Consider the following 17,167-nt stretch of genomic DNA (forward strand, 5'->3'; position numbering starts at 1 on the left):
TATGCTCACTAACGAAACCAAACAACGCATTCAGGCCCTTTACCGTGAATGCATTGCTGCCATGGACTTGAAACCGCGTTATGGCCAGCGTGTCATGATTGCTGAAATCGCCAAAACTCTGGCTGCCATTAGTGAAGATGAAAAAGGCCAGCGTAATAATGATCAGGGCATTGTGGTGGTGGAGGCGGGCACGGGCACGGGTAAAACCTTGGCCTATTTGTTGGCGTCCTTGCCCATCGCGATCGCCAAAGAAAAAAAATTACTGGTGTCGACGGCGACGGTGGCGCTGCAGGAGCAAATCTTAGATAAAGATTTGCCGTCGCTTAAAAAAACACTGTCATTGCCCTTTAATTTTGCTTTAGCGAAGGGCCGTGGTCGTTATCTGTGCTTGTTAAAGCTTGATAAAGCCTTGCAGCAACTGTCGGGCATGTTATCCACTACGTTGGATTTATTTGAGCAAAGCCCAGAAGAGCAAGACAAAGAATTGTACGAAAGCTTGTTGGCCGCTTACGGTCGAGGCAGCTGGGATGGGGATCGCGACCGTTGGCCCGATGAAATTGAGCCGGCGCAGTGGCATCATGTCACAGCCACCCACAGAGAATGCTCTAATCGCCGTTGCCCACATTTTAGCAATTGCGCCTTTTTTAAAGCCCGTGAGGCGATGGAAAATGCCGACGTGATTGTCGCTAACCATGATTTAGTACTGGCCGATTTATCGTTAGGCGGTGGTGCGGTGTTGCCGGCACCCGATAAAACCCTCTACGTATTTGACGAAGGGCATCATCTGGCGGATAAAGCATTAAATCATTTTCGCTTGGAAATCGGTGCGCGCAGTCAACGCCAGTGGCTAAAACAGCTGGAAAAAGGGCTGGAGCAATTTATTGCCGACGCCGGCATTCCGCCGGCGTTAATGCATTCACTGCGCGAAGCTCCGGCGCAAATCCAGGAATTAATTCAAGGCATTAGCCTGCTCTGGCCTTTACTGCTGGAGCAGCTTGGCGAACGTGACCGCCTGCGTTATGAGTTTGGCGAGTTGCCTAATAACTTGCGCGATTTGCTCAGTAACCTTAAAGGCCCGTTGCAGCCATTGCTGCAGACCTTGGATAAGCTCAATGACAGCTTGCAGACCTCATTAGATCCAAAAGAGACGGGAGATTTTACCATCGACGTGGCGGAGAACTGGCAAACGCCCATGGCCATGATGTTGGCCAGGGCGGAGCAGTTGTCGGAGGCTCTGTCCTGGTTATGTGCGCAAGAAGAAGAGGGTGCCTTGCCAGTAGCGCGGTGGCTCAGCCGTGTTCCTATGGGCGATGATTGGGATATTCGCATCAGTGCTTCTCCCATCGCCGTGGCGGATCAACTGCGACGCAATCTATGGTCGCGCTGTTATGGTGCTGTTGTGACGTCGGCAACCTTAACGGCGCTGAACAGCTTTAACAAATTACAGTGGGAATCTGGTTTGCCGAATTGGGCGTCGTTTCATCGCGTCGCCAGCCCATTTGATTATGCCGCCGCCGGCGAGCTCGAGCTGGCAGCGTTAGCGTCTGATCCAAAAAGTGAGCAGTTTCAATCTGATGTTGAGCAATGGCTAAAAGACTCGGTGGATTTAAAGCGCGGTACTTTAGTGTTGTTTAGCTCTCGTGCCCAGCTGGAAGCGACCCGCGATACCTTGTTGTCGGACTGGTACGATTCATTATTGTGTCAGGGTTTTTTGCCCAAAGCTGAAATTGTTCGTCGCCATAAGCAACGCATTGATGATGGACAGGGCAATGTGATTTTTGGTTTGGCCAGTTTTGCTGAAGGCATCGACTTACCAGGCGATTACGTTACCCATGTGGTGATTGTGAAAATCCCTTTTGCTGTGCCTGATGATCCAATTCAAGCGGCCATCAGCGAGTGGCTGGAAAGTCGCGGCCGCAATGCTTTTATGGAATTAAGTTTGCCGGCGGCTTCGATTCGACTGGTGCAGGCCTGCGGTCGTTTGATCCGCAAAGAAACGGATCGTGGCCGCATCAGTATTCTGGATCGTCGTTTGGGTACCCAGCGTTACGGTCGTTTATTGTTGGACTCTCTGCCACCGCTGAAGCGAATTTAACGCTGAAAGCTAGGGCCAACACTATTCAGCTCACAACAGCGTGATCGAAATAGTGTTAACCGGCCCTAGGCTAACTGGCCTTCTTCTACGTTGCTGTCGGGTTGGCGAATCATCAGTCGATGCTGCTGCAAATAGTTCAGTAGCTTATCGGCTTGGCTGAGGTCGCGTTGGATGATCAGACAGCGCAACTGCTGGCGGTCACGCTCAAGAATGCGCACATGAAAACGGCCACCGGCTTCCGGCAGCTCGAGATAGAGCTGCTGGCAGTGCTCATTTAATGCCAAATCTGGCTGTGTTTGAGCAATGACGCAGCCGGCAAAGCTGATGTTACTGATACGTACCTGATGGGTTTTGCCACTGGCGTCATCGTGCAACTGATACGGTTGTTGCAGCGGCTTTTGTCGCCCTTGCAGTCGCAGATCCGTCGGTTGAAGATGATGGTTTTCGCACACAGTGATGCCGTCTATGTTGTCGATGCTGTCGTCGCACATAAAGCGATGGAACAGATCACAGGCTGGTCCACGGCGTTCAAACTGGGCTAAATGATCGGCGTTATGAATAATGGCAAAACGGGCCTGATCACACTGGGCGGCAAAGGCGGCATTTTCACTTGGCAAGGTGAAGTTGTCGTACTCGCCTGTGGCCACTAGGGTGGGCACCTGAGGAAACGCAGTGAAGCCAGTAAAATCGAGCAAGCGCCGAGTGTTTTGGGCATATCGTGAGCGCTCGTTGTCGTCTAGGCGTGCGATTTGGCGGTACAGTAGTTTGCGATAGGTGGGGCTAACTTCGGTTTGCTGCAGGCGACTGTGATTGATCAAATTGCACACTGCGGTGGTGGCAAACGCGTTCATTTCGCCCGCTGCTAATAACTGCAGCGAGTCTTCCAGTAGGGTGATCAAGCTATGACGGCGAAAGCAAGTGATGCCAGAAATCAGCAGTTTTTCCACTCGCTGAGGGTAGCGAGCTGAATAAATTGATGCCATGGCAGAGCCGTAACTAATGCCCAGCAGTATCACCCGTGATAGCTGTTGCTGTTCGATAATGGCATGCAGCAGCTCGGCGTAGTCTTCGAGGGCCAGTTCTGGCGCCAATTGACGGTTGCTGCCTTGGGATGGCAAATCGAGCAAGATGACCGGATGGGTGCTCACCACACGCTCCACCTCATGGCGGAACGAGCCGAAACTCTGGAACGCGCCTCCAAGAAACACCACCGGCGTACGATGCTGATTATCGGCGTGGCAAAAGGCTAAATATTCGAGCTTGTATTGGCCGACCCAGAGGGTTTCCGGGGCAGCGCGCAATGCGGCTACGGAAAAGGGTGAGAAGTCCATGGCATGGTCGCTCTTATTTTTATAATGCTCCGACCTTACCGAAAAAATAGACACATCGCCACTCTTGTATGATTTCTTGCCAAGACTCAGCGATGCTTATTAACTGATTGATTTAAGGTGTTATTCGCTCTTTGTTTGCGTTCCTGGCCAGTCCTACACGCTGTTTTAGTGTTAAAAAATGTGACTCATCGACGTTCTTTCTGGCCTGTTTTGACTACTGGCGTCCAGCGTTAATATCGAGGGTGAACTCAATGCGCTGATCGGTGACATTGATGTTGTATTCACCCCCTGGAGTGCTGTAGTTGCGCTCAGGGTATTGATGGTTATTGGGAATGGAAATCGTCAGCTGTCCTGGTGTTAACAGGTAGCCCAAACCGTTACTGAGGTTTTGATCCGGGATGATGTTGGTGGGAAAGGATAGGTTGTCGAGATCAATGGGCTGGCCGGCCGGTAAGTTCAGCGCATTACGTAAAAACTGTTCGCTTTGGGCCAAGTTCGGGTCTAACGCGGGGTTGTCGAACTGCCGCGAAAGACTGTATTGCAGCTGTAATTGTGTTTGCTCGCTCATGTCCGTGGGCAGCAGCACTCCGTGCTCATTGGTGATGGCCTGTTGGGCGTTGTCACTTTCTGAGTAGGGCGCTTCACTGGCCCGGACTCTGGCGTTTACCTTGGTGCGTGGTGCAGTTGGCTGGGCGACTGGAACCAATACCGTGGTATCTCGAATGTATTCTTCGGTCAGTTCTTCGGCCGGTATTTCAGTGATGTCTGCTTGGCTGGCGGTGGATAGCGCCGTGGCCAGTAGGAAAGTGGCACGAACAGAGATAAGTGTCTGGCGCATAAACCGCTCCTTGTGACCCTAGCCCACGTAGCCGTGTTACACGCAGGCATGGCATGTCCAGAGGCTCAATGCGTCCCTGGCCATGATGAATGTGCTCAATACTAGGGCAGGGACGGGGCAGTACAAGTCAGCCGTAGCGATAATTACGCCAATCAATCGCGATAGCGACGGACCATATCAGCGTATGCGTCAACTCTACGGTCGCGCAGATACGGCCAGATACGACGCACCTGCTCGCAACGTTTGAGGTCAACCTCAGTCATAAGCAGTGACTCTTGCTGATGGTCGGCGTGCAATAGCAGCTCACCTTGTGGGCCACAAACAAAGCTATTGCCCCAAAAAACGATACCGTCACTGTGGCCCGTTGGGTCAGCTTCATGGCCAACGCGGTTAATAGCGATAACGGGTAGGTTGTTGGCTACGGCATGGCCGCGCTGTACCAGCATCCAGGCGTCGCGTTGTCGCTGCTTTTCAGCGTCGCACTCGGTTGGCTCCCAGCCAATGGCGGTGGGGTAGATCAGTAAATCGGCATCGGCCAGCGCCATCAGCCGGGCGGCTTCTGGATACCATTGATCCCAGCATACTAATACACCGAGTTTGCCGATGGAGGTAGAAATAGGTTGAAAGCCGGGCTGCTGGGCGTCACCTGGGGTGAAGTAATACTTCTCATAAAAACCCGGGTCGTCAGGGATATGCATTTTTCGATAAAAGCCGGCCAGCTCTGCACTGCAGTCGAACACCAGCGCGGTATTGTGATACAAGCCCTTGGCGCGGCGCTCAAAAATGGAGCCAACAATCACTAATTGCAGCTCTTGTGCTAATGCACCTAATAAGCGGGCGGTAGGACCATCCAGGGGTTCGGCCAAATCAAACAAGGCGTCGTTTTGATGCTGACAAAAATACGGCCCAGCATGTAACTCCTGCAAACACACCAGTTTGGCCCCTTGGGCAGCAGCTGCACGTATGTGCTGCTCGGTGCGCGCCAAGGTGGTGGCGCTATCGGTTAAAAATGCTTGTTGCACCAACGCAAGAGTAACGGTCATAGGGCTTCCTTGTGAGTGTGAATCTGCATGGTCAAACAGTGCAGCGAGCCAAATTGCTCGATCACTGGGCGACAGTTAATGGGAATAATTAAGTGCTGCGGAAAGGCCTGGGCCAATGCTTCAATGGCAGCTTTGTCCTGGCGCGCACCGTAAATAGGTGCCAATACCGCACCATTAATAATCAGGAAGTTGGCATACGTGGCCGGCAAGCGCTCGCCATCTTGGTTGTACTGGGCATCCGGCAAAGGCAGTGCAATCAGCTTGTAGGCGGCGCCGTTAGCGGTACGCAGTTGCTGCAGCTCTTGTTCCATGGCATGCAGCGAGTCGTAATGCTCATCGTCTTGGCTTGCCTGGCAGTACACCAGAGTCTCAGCGTCGGCAAAGCGAACCAGAGTATCAATGTGAGCGTCGGTATCGTCGCCTTGCAAATGGCCATGTTGTAGCCACAGAAAACGCGAAAACCCCAGAGTTTGTTGCAGTTGCTGCTCGATTTGCTCGCGGCTAAGGCTAGGGTTGCGATTAGGGTTTAACAGGCATTGCTCGGTCGTTAGTAGTGTGCCTTGGCCGTCGCTTTCTAGGCTGCCGCCTTCTAATACCAGTGACTGGCTCTCGAGTGCATTCGCCGGATACGCCTGTTGCTGTGCCAGTGCTTGGCTAATGGCATTGTCTTGCTCGCTGCGGTACTTATTGCCCCAACCGTTAAAGCAAAAATCCTGCAGTACCAGCTGGCCTTGCTGATAGCAGCTAATTGGACCGTGATCTCGCGCCCAGCTGTCGTCGCTGGCGGCGATAAAACAATGTACATCCGCTTGCTGACGGTAGTGATGGCTTAAGCGTTGCTGTAATGCCTCATCGTGGCAGGCAATAAGCACCTGCTGGCGACCAATAATAGCGCTGACAATGGCGTGAAATACGGGCTCCACTTGATCCAAGATAGGTGCCCAGTCGCTGTGCTGGTGCGGCCAGGTGAGCTGAACGGCATGTTGTTGTTCCCACTCAGCTGGCATACGGCGATTAGCAGGGGGATTGAGTTCAGAGAAAGCTGGCATGATGGCCTCTCGCTGTTAGAATGCCGCGCATTGTAGTCAGGCTGTCGACATTACGCATCAATGCAATGAGATGACGCGATTTCGAGCAATGGACGGCATTAAGCCGGCAAATATCCTAGTCAGGCAGTCGACATGACGCATCAATGCAATGTCCGATTGCCGAGATGTCGCGATTTCGAGCAGTAGGCGGCATTAAGCAGGCGAATATCGGTAGTCAGGCAGTCGGCATGACGCATCTGTACAATGTCCGGCTAGCTTGATATCGCTATTTTTTATCTTGGACGGCATTATGCCGCCTGATAATCAGTAGGCAGACTGCTGTCATAACGCGCTTGTACCATGTCAGCCTGCAAGCAAGTCGTTATTTCGAGCAGTAGACGGCACTTTGCCGCAGCCACACAGTTGAGGAACACATGTCGGAACAATCATCTTTGCCGTTTTGGATTGGCCTGCGCTATCTCGCGGCTAAACGGCGCAATCACTTTATCTCTTTTATTTCTGCCTCATCCATGGTGGGTATGACCTTGGGGGTTGCTGTCCTCATCTTGGTGCTGTCGGTAATGAATGGTTTTGACCGTGAATTGCGTGAGCGCATTTTGGGCATGGTGCCCCACGGAGTGATTTATGAGCGCGGCGGCATGACCGATTGGCAAGCCGTGGCTCAGCAGGTGGAGCGCTTTCCGGGTGTGGAGGCCAGCGCACCGCTAACACGTTTGCAAGGCATGTTGGGTTATGGCGGTCGTGTTCAGGGCGTGATGGTGACCGGCATCGACCCGGAGCAAGAGGCCAAGGTATCAATTTTACCTCAACACATTATCAGTGGTGATTTGCAAAGCCTGACCGCAGGCAGTTATGGCGTTGTGCTGGGTGAGCTGGTAGCGCGCAAACTCAATGTGGTGGTGGGCGATAAAATTACCCTGATGTTACCGGAAGCAACCTTATCGCCAGCGGGGGTTTTGCCGCGCATACGTCGTTTGGAAGTGACGGGTATTTTTTCTGTTGGTGCGCAGCTCGACGGCAGTTTGGCGGTGATCAATATTGCCGATGCGGGCAAGTTGGCGCGCATGGGTGACAAGGTTCAGGGGCTGCGCATTCGTTTTGACAATCTTTTTGATGCCCCCGGAAAAATCTGGCAATTAGTCAGCCATCTTGATGGACACTTTAGCCCAAGTGACTGGACGCGCACCCACGGTAATTTGTTTCAGGCCATTCGTATGGAAAAGACCATGATTGGCCTTTTATTGCTGATTATCGTCGCCGTTGCGGCGTTTAATATCATTTCTACTTTGGTCATGGTAGTGACCGACAAACAGGCCGACATTGCCATTCTGCGCACTATGGGGGCACGGCCTGGCACCATTATGAAGATCTTTATGGTGCAGGGGCTGGCCATTGGTGTCGTCGGTGTCGCCCTTGGCAGCACCTTGGGTATTCTGGCGGCGTTAAGTATTTCTGATGTCATCGCCTGGCTGGAAAAAACAATGGACTTTCAAATTTTAAATGCTGAAGTCTACTTTATCTCCTATTTGCCTTCGCAACTGCTGTGGCAAGACGTGGCCATTGTTACCAGTGCGTCCTTGTTGCTGAGCTTTTTGGCAACCCTGTACCCCTCTTATCGGGCGGCCAAGGTCGATCCTGCCGAGGCATTGCGTTATGAATAAGGAATCAAGCATGCATCCGCTGCTGGAAGCGCGAGATTTAAAAAAGGTCTACACCAGTGGGCCGCAGTCCGTCACGGTATGGCAGGACGTTGATTTAGTGGTGAATGCGGGTGAGTCGCTGGCTATTGTCGGCGCCTCGGGTTCGGGTAAAACCACCTTGCTAAATGTATTGGGTGGATTGGATCAGCAGGACGAGGGCCAAGTCTTTATCGCCGGGCAAGATATGTCTCAGCTTAGCGATGCTGAACGTACCGCACTGCGTAATCGTGAAATTGGTTTTGTGTACCAGTTTCATCATTTGTTGCCGGAATTTACTGCCCTTGAAAACGTGATGATGCCGTTGTTACTGGCCGGGCAGCCAAAACGTCAGGCCAAACCACGAGCGTTAGAGTGTCTACAGCAAATGGGCATTGATCACAGAGCGGAGCATAAGCCTGCCGAGTTGTCTGGTGGTGAGCGTCAGCGCACCGCCATTGCCCGTGCCATTGTCAATCGGCCGCGCTTGGTATTGCTGGATGAGCCGACGGGTAATCTGGATCAAAAAACCGCTGCTCAGGTCGAGGCGGTGATGATGGAGCTGGCGCAAGACAACGATACCGCCTTTGTATTGGTGACCCACGACGTATCATTGGCCAAACGTTTGGATCGTTGTTTGCAATTGTCCGAGCTTAACCTCAAGCCCATCGACTGAGGCGGATACTGCTGCTTAGTCGCGCTGCAAGCGCTGGCGATTTTGTCGTCGGCGCTGCCAGTTGCTGATGACATGCCAGCGCCAAGCCGCTCTGACCGCCAAAAAGCTCGTTACTGACAAGGCGATGCCGACGGTGAGTGAGCCAACCCACAATGGTTGCCATATCTGCCCTAATTCCGTTAACAGCCAATCGAGTGATAATTCGATAGAAAATGGTCGGTCTGGCACGCCCAGCATCCATACTCCCAACCGATAGGTGGCGTAAAACAGCGGTGGTATGGTGATGGGGTTGCTGACCCAAACCAGCCCTACAGAAATAGGCACATTGGCGTTGACGTAAAAGGCGATAAAGGCAGCGATGGCCATTTGAAATGGCAGTGGCAAAAAGGCGGCAAACAAACCCACCAAAAATGCTCGAGCAACGGAACGTCGATTTAGATGCCACAAATTGGGCTTGCTGAATAAGGGCTTGAGTATGCGCAACGCATTGTTTTGCTGCACCTGCTCAGGCGACGGAAATAATTTTTTAATCAGCTTTTTGGGCATAGGAATCGCCTAATACAGACAGCGCGGGGATTATGCCCGCAAAAACAGGCAAAAGCCAAGGATGGCGCGGTGTTGCTGCTTGTTAACCATATACGACAATGGCGCTTACAGGGCAATTATCGATTCCTGCCTTGGTGGTGTCTGACAGGGCTGCTGTTGGGCAGTGCGCAGGCCAGTCTATGGGCCTGTGCGTTATTGCTGCTATTGCCTTGGTATCGGCCACGCTGGCATGGGCTGATGATGTTGTTATGTACGGTGCTGGCCCATTGGCAGGTCGATCAGGCTTTGCAGCATCGGCTGCCGTTGGCGCAGGATCAACACCTGCGTTGGCTGGCGGGCACAGTGACGGAAGTCGTAGCTGACGATAGGGTGCAGCGTTTAACCCTGCGTTTGAACGCAGAGCTGGATAATCAGCAGCCCAGGCTTAGGCGCATTCGTGCCAGCTACTATGGACCCTTGTCACTGAAGGTCGGTGATCAGCTAGAGATGCAGGTCAAGCTGAGGGCTGCGCGCAACTTGCGCAACGGCTTGGCGTTTGACTATGAGGTTTGGTTGCTAGCAAACGGCATCGATGCCAGTGGCTACATCCGAGAAATAAGGCGGCATCAGAGTGGTCAAGCTCCAGTGCGCCAGCAAGTTCGCCAAAAGCTGTTGTCGCAGTTGCCCAAGTCGCTGATTCCCTGGCTGGACGGTTTGGTGTTCGCCGAGACTGGATCACTGCCGTCTTCTTTATGGCATTTAGGTCAAGCAACGGGCACCGTGCATTTGCTGGTGGTCAGTGGTTTGCATTTGGCCCTGGTCGGAGCATTGGGTTGGGGCCTGGCGCTGTTATTGGGTCGATTATCAGCGGCAGTTTTTCCGTCGCCTGTCTTTGCTGTGGCCAGCCCTCGCCGGCACATGATGCCGATTGTGTTGGGTTGGCTAGTCGTGCTGGCCATTTATATTGGGCTGGCGTCGGCGGGGATTGCTATCTGGCGGGCCAGTTTAATGGCGTGCTTGGCCGCACTTTTAGTGCTTGGACTTCGTCGCTGGTCACCCATCACCTTATTGGCCTGGGTAGCGGTGGCGTTATTGCTGATGAATCCATTGGCCCATCAGTTGGCTGGCTTTTTTATGTCCTTATTGGTGGTGGCGGCACTGGTGCTGATGTTTCAGGGGCGTAAAACACCTCGCTGGCATTGGCTGTGGTTGCCATCATGGCTGGCTTGGTGGGTGCTGCTGCCATTGTTAATGATGTGGTTGCAGCCGGTGAGTGTTTGGCACTGGTTGGCGAATATCATCGCTGTCCCCCTAGTGTCACTGTTATTGCTGCCGGCGTTGCTGCTGCGAGCGGTATTCGCTGGGTTTGGCTGGGACGGCGCGCTGGTGTGGTGGCTGGATCGGTCGCTGTTGTGGTTGGTGGATGTCTTGCAGCAGTGGCTGCAATGGGTGGCGATGCACAGTGTGAGCTGGCCGCCGTTATCGATGACTGTGTTGCTGCTGTGGTGGGGGTGGGCGCTGTTGCTGTGGTTAGGCCTGCCGGCTAGGTTGGCCTGGCTTGGAACAGCCTTATTGCTAATGTTAGCCGCCAGTCCGGTGACGCCGACGGCGCAAATTAGATTCCTGGATGTCGGGCAGGGGCTGAGTATGGTGGCTGTCGCCGACCAGGCCTTGGTGTACGACGTCGGTGCACGTTGGTCATCGCGCTTTAATATAGGTGAAGCGGTGGTGGCACCTAGCTTGCGGCAGATGTCGGTGTCCTCCTTATCGACCTTAGTGTTGAGTCATTCCGACAATGACCATGCCGGAGGCTATGAGGGGCTGAAATTTTGGTATCAGCCCGATTTTCTTTGGTCTGGGCAGGTGCACCCGGAGGCTCGTAGCTGTCACCTAGGTGGTATCAGTGTTTGGTATACCTTGAGTGCACAATTGAGTTATCGATTCTTTTCCATACCAATAGAGCAGCGCGATAACGACAATAATCATTCTTGTGTGATGCAGCTACGCTGGTATGGCCTGCGTATATTGTTGGCCGGCGACATTGAAGCTCGAGTTGAGCGTGAATTGGTGCGGCGCTACGACAAACGGCTGAAATCCGATTGGTTGGTGGTGAGTCATCATGGCAGCCGCAGCAGTAGCTCAGAGGTTTGGTTACAGACGGTGGCGCCGAGTTTTGCACTGATCAGCAGTGGTTGGCACAATCGTTTTGGCCATCCCCATCCGCAGGTGCTGCAGGCACTGCAGCAGCGAGGTATCCGGGTATGGCGCACGGATGTTAATGGTGGTGTGGTGCTGTTGCCAAATGGTCAGTTTCACGGACTGGATATGACGTCCTTATCAGTTTGGAAAAATCGTTGATTTTCAGGCACTTTTCGCCACCTTGAAGGCCTTATGCAGGCCCCGGCCTTGTGCTAGAGTAGCGCCGTTTTTATTTGTTCTATGTAGCGTTGGAGTAACGGAATATGTTTGAAATCATCCAAAACGGTGGTTGGATGATGGTCCCCATCATTATCGCGTCGATTCTGGCATTGGCTATCACGGTCGAGCGTTTTTGGTCTTTGCGTCCGTCGCAAGTCGCGCCGGCGGACCTACTGGGACGCGTATGGGGCTGGATGAAGAATAAGCAGCTCGATAGCCAGCGTATGCGTGAATTGCGTGAATCCAGTGCCCTTGGCCGAGTGTTGGCGGCGGGCCTGATGAACTCGCGTCATGGTCGCCAGATCATGAAAGAGAGCATTGAAGAAGTGGCGTCCCATGAGATTCATGAAATGGAGCGATACCTCAATGCACTGGGCACAGTGGCTGCGGTCGCTCCTCTGATGGGCCTATTAGGCACTGTTATTGGCATGATCAAAGTCTTTGCTGAAATCATGGTGGCGGGTACCGGTCAAGCCAATGTCCTGGCCGGCGGTATTTCAGAAGCCTTGATCACCACGGCTGCAGGCCTAGTAGTCGCCATTCCTGCATTGATCTGTCATCGTATTTTGCAGCGCCGGGTGGACGAGCTGGTGGTTTACATGGAGCAAGAATCCTTGAAGTTGGTGGATGTGCTGCATGGTGATCGTGAAGTTGCCGATTCAGCTGAGGCCAAGCAGTGAATTTTAAGCGTCAGAACCGCGAGCCAGTGGAAGTCAACCTGACGCCACTGATCGACATCGTTTTTTTGCTGTTAATTTTCTTTATGGTATCGACCACCTTTACCAAAGAAAATCACTTGAAACTGGATTTGCCAGAAGCATCGGCGCAAGCTGCGCCCGATGATAAAGCGGTGCTGGAAATTATTATCAGTGCCCAGGGCGACTACAGCATAAACAATCAGGCGCTGGTCAATCAGCAGCTGGATACCTTGAAGCGTGGCTTGCAAAAAGCCCTGGCGGGTCGTGATGATGCGCCGGTGGTGATTACCGCCGATGCCAATACTCCACATCAGGCCGTGGTTCGAGCGATGGACGCCGCAGGCCAGGTGGGTTTGGTGAACTTGAGCATTACCACTCGCCAGCCACGCAGCGCAGAATAGCCATGAGCACATCGTCGACGGGGCAGATATACCGGCGTTTGCTGGCTTATGTCTGGCCACAAAAGTGGGCTTTGATGATCGCTGTGGCTGGCTTTGCGTTATACGCCAGTTCAGCACCGGCGATGGCGCATCTGATGGGGCTGGTTGAAAAAACACTACGAGACCCGTCCGACTCGGCAGTGCAGCTGCTGGTTGGGCTGTTGGTGGGAGTGTTTTTCTACCGCGGCATTGGTACCTTTCTCGGCAAGTACTTTGTCGTCGTGGTCGCTCGTGGCGTGGTACACAGTTTGCGTACCCAGCTGTTTAATCAAATGCTCAAGCTGCCCAGTGAATACTACGCTGGAGAATCCTCGGGCCGCTTGATTTCGCGCGTTATTTTTGACGTTGAGCAGGTGACTGGTGCTTCAACTCGAGCCATTACCACCTTAGTGCAAGAAGGTCTTACGGTGGTTGGTTTGTTGGCCTACTTGATCTGGCTGGATGCCAGTCTGACGTTGATTTTCTTCGCTTTGGTTCCTGTTATTGGCATAGTGGTGTCGTTAGCCAGTCGCTTTTTTCGCCGCTACAGTCGGCGTATTCAAAACTCCATGGGTGAAGTCACCCAGGTAACCAATGAAGCGGTCAATGGTTATCGTGAGGTGCGCACTTTTGGTGGCGAACCGTTTGAACGTCAGCGCTTTGAAGCCGCCAGTCGCTATAACCAGACTCAAACTCTCAAATTTGCCCTGACCAACGCGATTAACGTTCCGCTCAACCAGCAAATTGTCGCCGTCGGCTTGGGCGTTATGGTCTACATGATGTTCGGGCGTGTCGCCGCAGGCAGTATGACGGCCGCTGAGTTTTTGCAGTTTATGACGGCGGCTTCCCTGATTGCGAAGCCGATTCGTGCGCTGACAGATATTAACTCCATTGTGCAAAAAGGCATCGCCGCGGCGCAGTCTATTTTTGCTGTTTTAGATGCGCCGTTGGAAACGGATCAGGGCCAGCATGCCAGTGATAATGTTCGTGGGGCACTCGCCTTTGAAGGGGTGGGATTTCAGTATCCCGGCGCCGAGCAGGCAACGTTAACTGACATTAACCTGTCGGTGCAGCCCGGTGAAACCATCGCGCTGGTAGGGCCTTCTGGCAGTGGCAAAAGTACCTTGGTCAATTTGATTCCGCGTTTTTATCAGCATACCCAAGGACAAATTCTGTTGGATGGTCACAAGCTAGAGGACTATCAGCTAGAGAATTTACGCTCCCATATCGCCATCGTGAGCCAGTCGGTGACCCTGTTTAATGCCTCGGTACGTGACAATATCGCCTATGGTGAACTAGCGGATCGCAGTTTTGAACAGATCGAAGCGGCTGCTAAAGCGGCCTGTGCCCACGATTTTATTTTGCAGTTGCCCCAGGGTTACGACACGCCGGTGGGTGAAGGCGGTAATCTGTTGTCCGGTGGTCAGCGCCAGCGCCTGGCCATGGCACGGGCGCTGTTGAAGGATGCGCCGCTGTTGATTCTGGACGAGGCGACTTCGGCGCTAGATACCGAGTCTGAACGCCATATTCAGCAAGCGTTGGAGCAGTTGATGCAAAATCGAACCACGTTAGTGATAGCCCATCGTTTAAGCACCATTGAAAAAGCCGATCGTATTTTGGTGGTGGAAGGGGGGCGCATTGTTGAGCAAGGTAGCCATCAGGATTTACTGGCGCAAGAAGGCGCTTATGCTCGTTTGCACCGTCTGCAGTATGCGGAAGGCGGTGAATGAGTCGGCTGGCGCAGCGCATCAGTTCCGGTTGGTATCAGTCTTGGTGGCGCAACGCGTGGTTGTTGCCGTTGCAGCCACTTAGTTGGGCTTGGGTGGCATTGCGTTGGCGTCGCCAGGGCATTGATCGTCGCCAAGCAGAGGGTGAGGTGCCAGTGTGGGTCATTGGTAACCTGACCGTCGGTGGCACAGGTAAAACCCCCTTGATTATTTGGTTGGTTGATCGAGCTAGGCAGCTCGGTTTGCGACCGGCCATTGTCAGTCGTGGTTACGGTGGTAAGGCCAAGCACTACCCGCTGTTGGTCGATGATGACACCCCTGTGAGTGAATGTGGTGATGAGCCAAAGTTGCTGCAGCAACGGCTGAATGTGCCGGTGTGGGTGGATCCTCGGCGTGATCGCGCCGTGGCCAAAGCGGCCGACAAGGCTGATATCATATTTAGCGATGACGGCTTGCAGCATTACGCCATGACACGGACATTTGAGATTTTGGTTATCGATGCACAGCGTCAATTTGGCAATGGCTGGCTGCTGCCTGTGGGTCCTTTGCGTGAACCTCTGTGGCGACGCCAGCACGTGGATCTTGAGCTGTGTAACGGCGTTGATTTCCAGGTGCGACCAACGGCGCTGGTGAATGCAAAAACAGGCGCGCGTCACTCGCCCAAGGTGTTGCGCGGACAAACCCTTCATGCCGTCGCTGGTATCGGCAATCCGCAACGTTTTCTGGCCACCTTAGAGCAGCAGGGCGCTTGCGTGCACTGCCACTGGTTTGATGACCATCATGATTTTAGTGTGGCGGATCTTGAGTTTGGCGATAACTTGCCCATTGTCATGACGGAAAAGGACTGGGTTAAAATACGTCCCTTTGCAACGCAAAAAATGTGGTATCTGCAAGTCGGTACCGCCATGGCTCATTCGGTCAAAGACCGTTTAGAAACAGAATTGCTGCGCGTGTCTGAACGCAGTACTTAATAGACGAGGTCCGCTCCATGGATAAACAATTGCTCAGCATGCTGGTATGTCCGGTATGCAAAGGAAAACTCAAGTACGCCAAAGAACAGCAGGAGCTGATCTGCACCTTTGATGGCTTAGGGTTTGCGATTCAGGACGGCGTGCCTGTGATGCTGGATACCGAAGCCAGGCGTTTGCCGGAAGAGGAAAAGTTGGCGCTGGCGAAAGAGGCAAAAGAGTCGGCTTCATGATTTCCGTGTTGTTCGTTTGCTTGGGCAATATTTGCCGCTCACCGACCGCCCATGGTGTGTTTCAGCGGCAAGTGAACGAGGCTGGGTTGGCGGATCGTATTCGCGTGGATTCAGCTGGCATCGGCGACTGGCATGTTGGTAAAGCGCCAGATCAGCGCTCACAGCAGGCTGCCGCTCGACGTGGTTACGATTTGTCTGGACTCAGGGCGCGCCAAGCTTGTGCCACCGATTTGCAGCAGTTTGACTATGTGTTGGCGATGGATGAGTCCAATCTCAGTGTGCTGCAATCTTGGTATCACGGGCGAGGCGATCAGACTCAGCCGCAATTATTACTGCAAGCCTATGGCCGCAGCCACGAGGTGGAGGTGCCAGATCCTTATTATGGTGGTGAGCAAGGCTTTGATCACGTACTGGACCTGATCGAGCAAGCGTGTGATCAATTGCTGCGCGATATTCAGGACCGCTTGTGACCCCGCTTTCCAATTACGTTGTGCCTAATACCCTGGCGCTGTCAGCACGGGCGCGTTTTTTTGCTCGTTATCATTCAGTCTCTGAGTTGTTGGCTTGGTTAGCCTGGGCACAAAAGCGCCAGGTGCCTGTACTTGCCATCGGCGCTGGTAGCAATGTATTGGCACCGGCTGAGGTGCCTGCGTTGGTGTTGCAAAGCGCCATGCAGCAGCATTATCTGCTTCACAGCGATAAGCAGCATGTGTGGGTGGTGGCAGAGGCCGGATTAAACTGGCATGACTGGGTGCTGAGCAGCACAGAATACGGCCATGGGCTGGAGAACCTGGCGCTTATTCCCGGTAGTGTGGGGGCCGCACCAATCCAAAATATTGGCGCTTATGGCGTTGAACTGGCCGATTGTTTGGCTTGGGTGGAGGGCATTCGGCTTAGCAGTCAGCAACTTACGCGCTGGGATAATCCCGCTTGTCGTTTTGGCTATCGCGACTCCGTCTTTAAGCGTGAGCTGCGCGGCGACCTGGTTATTACTCGGGTCTGTTTTCGTTTATCGCGCACCTTTGCTCCCCAGTTATCCTATGGCCCGCTGGCACAGTGGTCAGCAGGTCGCGCAGTGAACTCTGCCGAACTGATTGATGAAGTGTGTCGTATCCGTCAAAGCAAGCTGCCAGATCCAGGGCAGTTAGCTAACGCTGGCTCGTTTTTTAAAAACCCCGTGGTGAGTGCGTTACAGGCCGCGGAACTATTGCAGCGCTTTCCTGATATGCCGCACTATCCCGCTGCAAATGGTGTTAAGTTGGCGGCCGGTTGGCTGATTGAGCGTGCGGGTTGGAAAGGCAAGCGCTTGGGAGCTGTGGGCATGCATGACCAGCAAGCACTGGTGTTGGTCAATCATGGCGGTGCCAGTTTGGCTGATGTGGAGGCGCTGAGCTGGCAGGTGCAAGCCGATGTGCAGTCGCAGTTTGCGGTAGTGCTGGAGCCTGAGCCCCAGCGCTTTGCGCCTTAAGGT

16 protein-coding genes are annotated in these 17,167 nt (G+C 53.4%); 11 read left to right on the top strand and 5 right to left on the bottom strand.

Annotated features, from left to right (window positions below):
• Position 1 precedes the first annotated feature (1 nt).
• Complete coding sequence (dinG, locus tag AC55FS_RS09950) at positions 2-2,095, top strand: ATP-dependent DNA helicase DinG (RefSeq protein ID WP_496932093.1); 2,094 nt, start codon at positions 2-4, stop codon at positions 2,093-2,095.
• Positions 2,096-2,160: 65 nt separating this feature from the next.
• Here the strand turns inward: dinG and AC55FS_RS09955 are convergent, their stop codons facing one another.
• From AC55FS_RS09955 to AC55FS_RS09970, 4 genes are all read right to left on the bottom strand, one after another.
• Positions 2,161-3,480 (bottom strand): alpha/beta fold hydrolase, encoded by a 1,320-nt coding sequence (locus AC55FS_RS09955; RefSeq protein ID WP_496932094.1) that lies wholly within the window; start codon positions 3,478-3,480, stop codon positions 2,161-2,163.
• Between the two features lie 160 nt (positions 3,481-3,640).
• Entirely contained in the window at positions 3,641-4,264 is a 624-nt protein-coding gene (locus AC55FS_RS09960) for a hypothetical protein (protein WP_496932095.1), read from the bottom strand.
• A gap of 152 nt (positions 4,265-4,416) precedes the next feature.
• Complete coding sequence (locus AC55FS_RS09965) at positions 4,417-5,307, bottom strand: carbon-nitrogen hydrolase (protein ID WP_496932096.1); 891 nt, start codon at positions 5,305-5,307, stop codon at positions 4,417-4,419.
• On the bottom strand, positions 5,304-6,356 hold the full coding sequence (locus AC55FS_RS09970; protein WP_496932097.1) for an agmatine deiminase family protein: 1,053 nt from the start codon (positions 6,354-6,356) through the stop codon (positions 5,304-5,306). Before AC55FS_RS09970 ends, AC55FS_RS09965 begins: the two co-directional genes overlap by 4 nt.
• A 413-nt stretch (positions 6,357-6,769) precedes the next feature.
• Between AC55FS_RS09970 and AC55FS_RS09975 the strand changes: the two genes are divergently transcribed.
• Both AC55FS_RS09975 and AC55FS_RS09980 read left to right on the top strand, forming a co-directional pair.
• The gene (locus tag AC55FS_RS09975; RefSeq protein WP_496932098.1) at positions 6,770-8,017 is read left to right on the top strand and encodes a lipoprotein-releasing ABC transporter permease subunit; all 1,248 of its coding nucleotides are present in this window, start codon (positions 6,770-6,772) and stop codon (positions 8,015-8,017) included.
• Positions 8,010-8,708 (top strand): ABC transporter ATP-binding protein, encoded by a 699-nt coding sequence (locus tag AC55FS_RS09980; protein ID WP_496932099.1) that lies wholly within the window; start codon positions 8,010-8,012, stop codon positions 8,706-8,708. The genes AC55FS_RS09975 and AC55FS_RS09980 overlap by 8 nt, the downstream gene beginning before the upstream one ends.
• 15 nt (positions 8,709-8,723) lie before the next feature.
• On the opposite strand, the gene AC55FS_RS09985 is transcribed toward AC55FS_RS09980, so the two are convergent.
• Entirely contained in the window at positions 8,724-9,254 is a 531-nt protein-coding gene (locus tag AC55FS_RS09985; protein WP_496932100.1) for a DUF2062 domain-containing protein, read from the bottom strand.
• A gap of 69 nt (positions 9,255-9,323) precedes the next feature.
• Here AC55FS_RS09985 and AC55FS_RS09990 point away from each other — a divergent pair, with 69 nt between their 5' ends.
• The 8 genes from AC55FS_RS09990 to murB all read left to right on the top strand — a co-directional run bounded on the left by AC55FS_RS09990 (position 9,324) and on the right by murB (position 17,164).
• The gene (locus AC55FS_RS09990; protein ID WP_496932101.1) at positions 9,324-11,591 is read left to right on the top strand and encodes a DNA internalization-related competence protein ComEC/Rec2; all 2,268 of its coding nucleotides are present in this window, start codon (positions 9,324-9,326) and stop codon (positions 11,589-11,591) included.
• A gap of 104 nt (positions 11,592-11,695) precedes the next feature.
• The gene (locus tag AC55FS_RS09995) at positions 11,696-12,331 is read left to right on the top strand and encodes a MotA/TolQ/ExbB proton channel family protein (RefSeq protein WP_496932102.1); all 636 of its coding nucleotides are present in this window, start codon (positions 11,696-11,698) and stop codon (positions 12,329-12,331) included.
• Positions 12,328-12,750, top strand: a complete 423-nt coding sequence (locus tag AC55FS_RS10000; protein ID WP_496932103.1) for an ExbD/TolR family protein — start codon at positions 12,328-12,330, stop codon at positions 12,748-12,750. The genes AC55FS_RS09995 and AC55FS_RS10000 overlap by 4 nt, the downstream gene beginning before the upstream one ends.
• 2 nt (positions 12,751-12,752) lie before the next feature.
• Positions 12,753-14,498 carry a lipid A export permease/ATP-binding protein MsbA gene (gene msbA / locus AC55FS_RS10005; protein ID WP_496932104.1) on the top strand — a complete coding sequence of 582 codons (1,746 nt, stop codon included), beginning with the start codon at positions 12,753-12,755 and terminating at the stop codon, positions 14,496-14,498.
• Complete coding sequence (lpxK, locus tag AC55FS_RS10010; protein ID WP_496932105.1) at positions 14,495-15,466, top strand: tetraacyldisaccharide 4'-kinase; 972 nt, start codon at positions 14,495-14,497, stop codon at positions 15,464-15,466. The genes msbA and lpxK overlap by 4 nt, the downstream gene beginning before the upstream one ends.
• 17 nt (positions 15,467-15,483) lie before the next feature.
• A complete protein-coding gene (locus AC55FS_RS10015; RefSeq protein WP_496932106.1) occupies positions 15,484-15,696 on the top strand; it encodes a Trm112 family protein in 213 nt (70 codons plus the stop codon).
• Complete coding sequence (locus AC55FS_RS10020) at positions 15,693-16,166, top strand: low molecular weight protein-tyrosine-phosphatase (RefSeq protein ID WP_496932107.1); 474 nt, start codon at positions 15,693-15,695, stop codon at positions 16,164-16,166. Before AC55FS_RS10015 ends, AC55FS_RS10020 begins: the two co-directional genes overlap by 4 nt.
• Positions 16,163-17,164 carry a UDP-N-acetylmuramate dehydrogenase gene (murB, locus tag AC55FS_RS10025; protein ID WP_496932108.1) on the top strand — a complete coding sequence of 334 codons (1,002 nt, stop codon included), beginning with the start codon at positions 16,163-16,165 and terminating at the stop codon, positions 17,162-17,164. Before AC55FS_RS10020 ends, murB begins: the two co-directional genes overlap by 4 nt.
• Positions 17,165-17,167 lie beyond the last annotated feature (3 nt).

Source organism: Bacterioplanes sp. CLAM21 (genome assembly GCF_059641015.1).

Coding starts and splice junctions, on each gene's coding strand:
- AC55FS_RS09965 (WP_496932096.1), bottom strand. CDS start 5,307: ATGACCGTTACTCTTGCGTTGGTGCAACAAGCATTTTTAACCGATAGC.
- dinG (WP_496932093.1), top strand. CDS start 2: ATGCTCACTAACGAAACCAAACAACGCATTCAGGCCCTTTACCGTGAA.
- AC55FS_RS10015 (WP_496932106.1), top strand. CDS start 15,484: ATGGATAAACAATTGCTCAGCATGCTGGTATGTCCGGTATGCAAAGGA.
- AC55FS_RS09995 (WP_496932102.1), top strand. CDS start 11,696: ATGTTTGAAATCATCCAAAACGGTGGTTGGATGATGGTCCCCATCATT.
- AC55FS_RS09985 (WP_496932100.1), bottom strand. CDS start 9,254: ATGCCCAAAAAGCTGATTAAAAAATTATTTCCGTCGCCTGAGCAGGTG.
- AC55FS_RS09970 (WP_496932097.1), bottom strand. CDS start 6,356: ATGCCAGCTTTCTCTGAACTCAATCCCCCTGCTAATCGCCGTATGCCA.
- lpxK (WP_496932105.1), top strand. CDS start 14,495: ATGAGTCGGCTGGCGCAGCGCATCAGTTCCGGTTGGTATCAGTCTTGG.
- AC55FS_RS10020 (WP_496932107.1), top strand. CDS start 15,693: ATGATTTCCGTGTTGTTCGTTTGCTTGGGCAATATTTGCCGCTCACCG.
- msbA (WP_496932104.1), top strand. CDS start 12,753: ATGAGCACATCGTCGACGGGGCAGATATACCGGCGTTTGCTGGCTTAT.
- AC55FS_RS09975 (WP_496932098.1), top strand. CDS start 6,770: ATGTCGGAACAATCATCTTTGCCGTTTTGGATTGGCCTGCGCTATCTC.
- AC55FS_RS09960 (WP_496932095.1), bottom strand. CDS start 4,264: ATGCGCCAGACACTTATCTCTGTTCGTGCCACTTTCCTACTGGCCACG.
- AC55FS_RS09980 (WP_496932099.1), top strand. CDS start 8,010: ATGAATAAGGAATCAAGCATGCATCCGCTGCTGGAAGCGCGAGATTTA.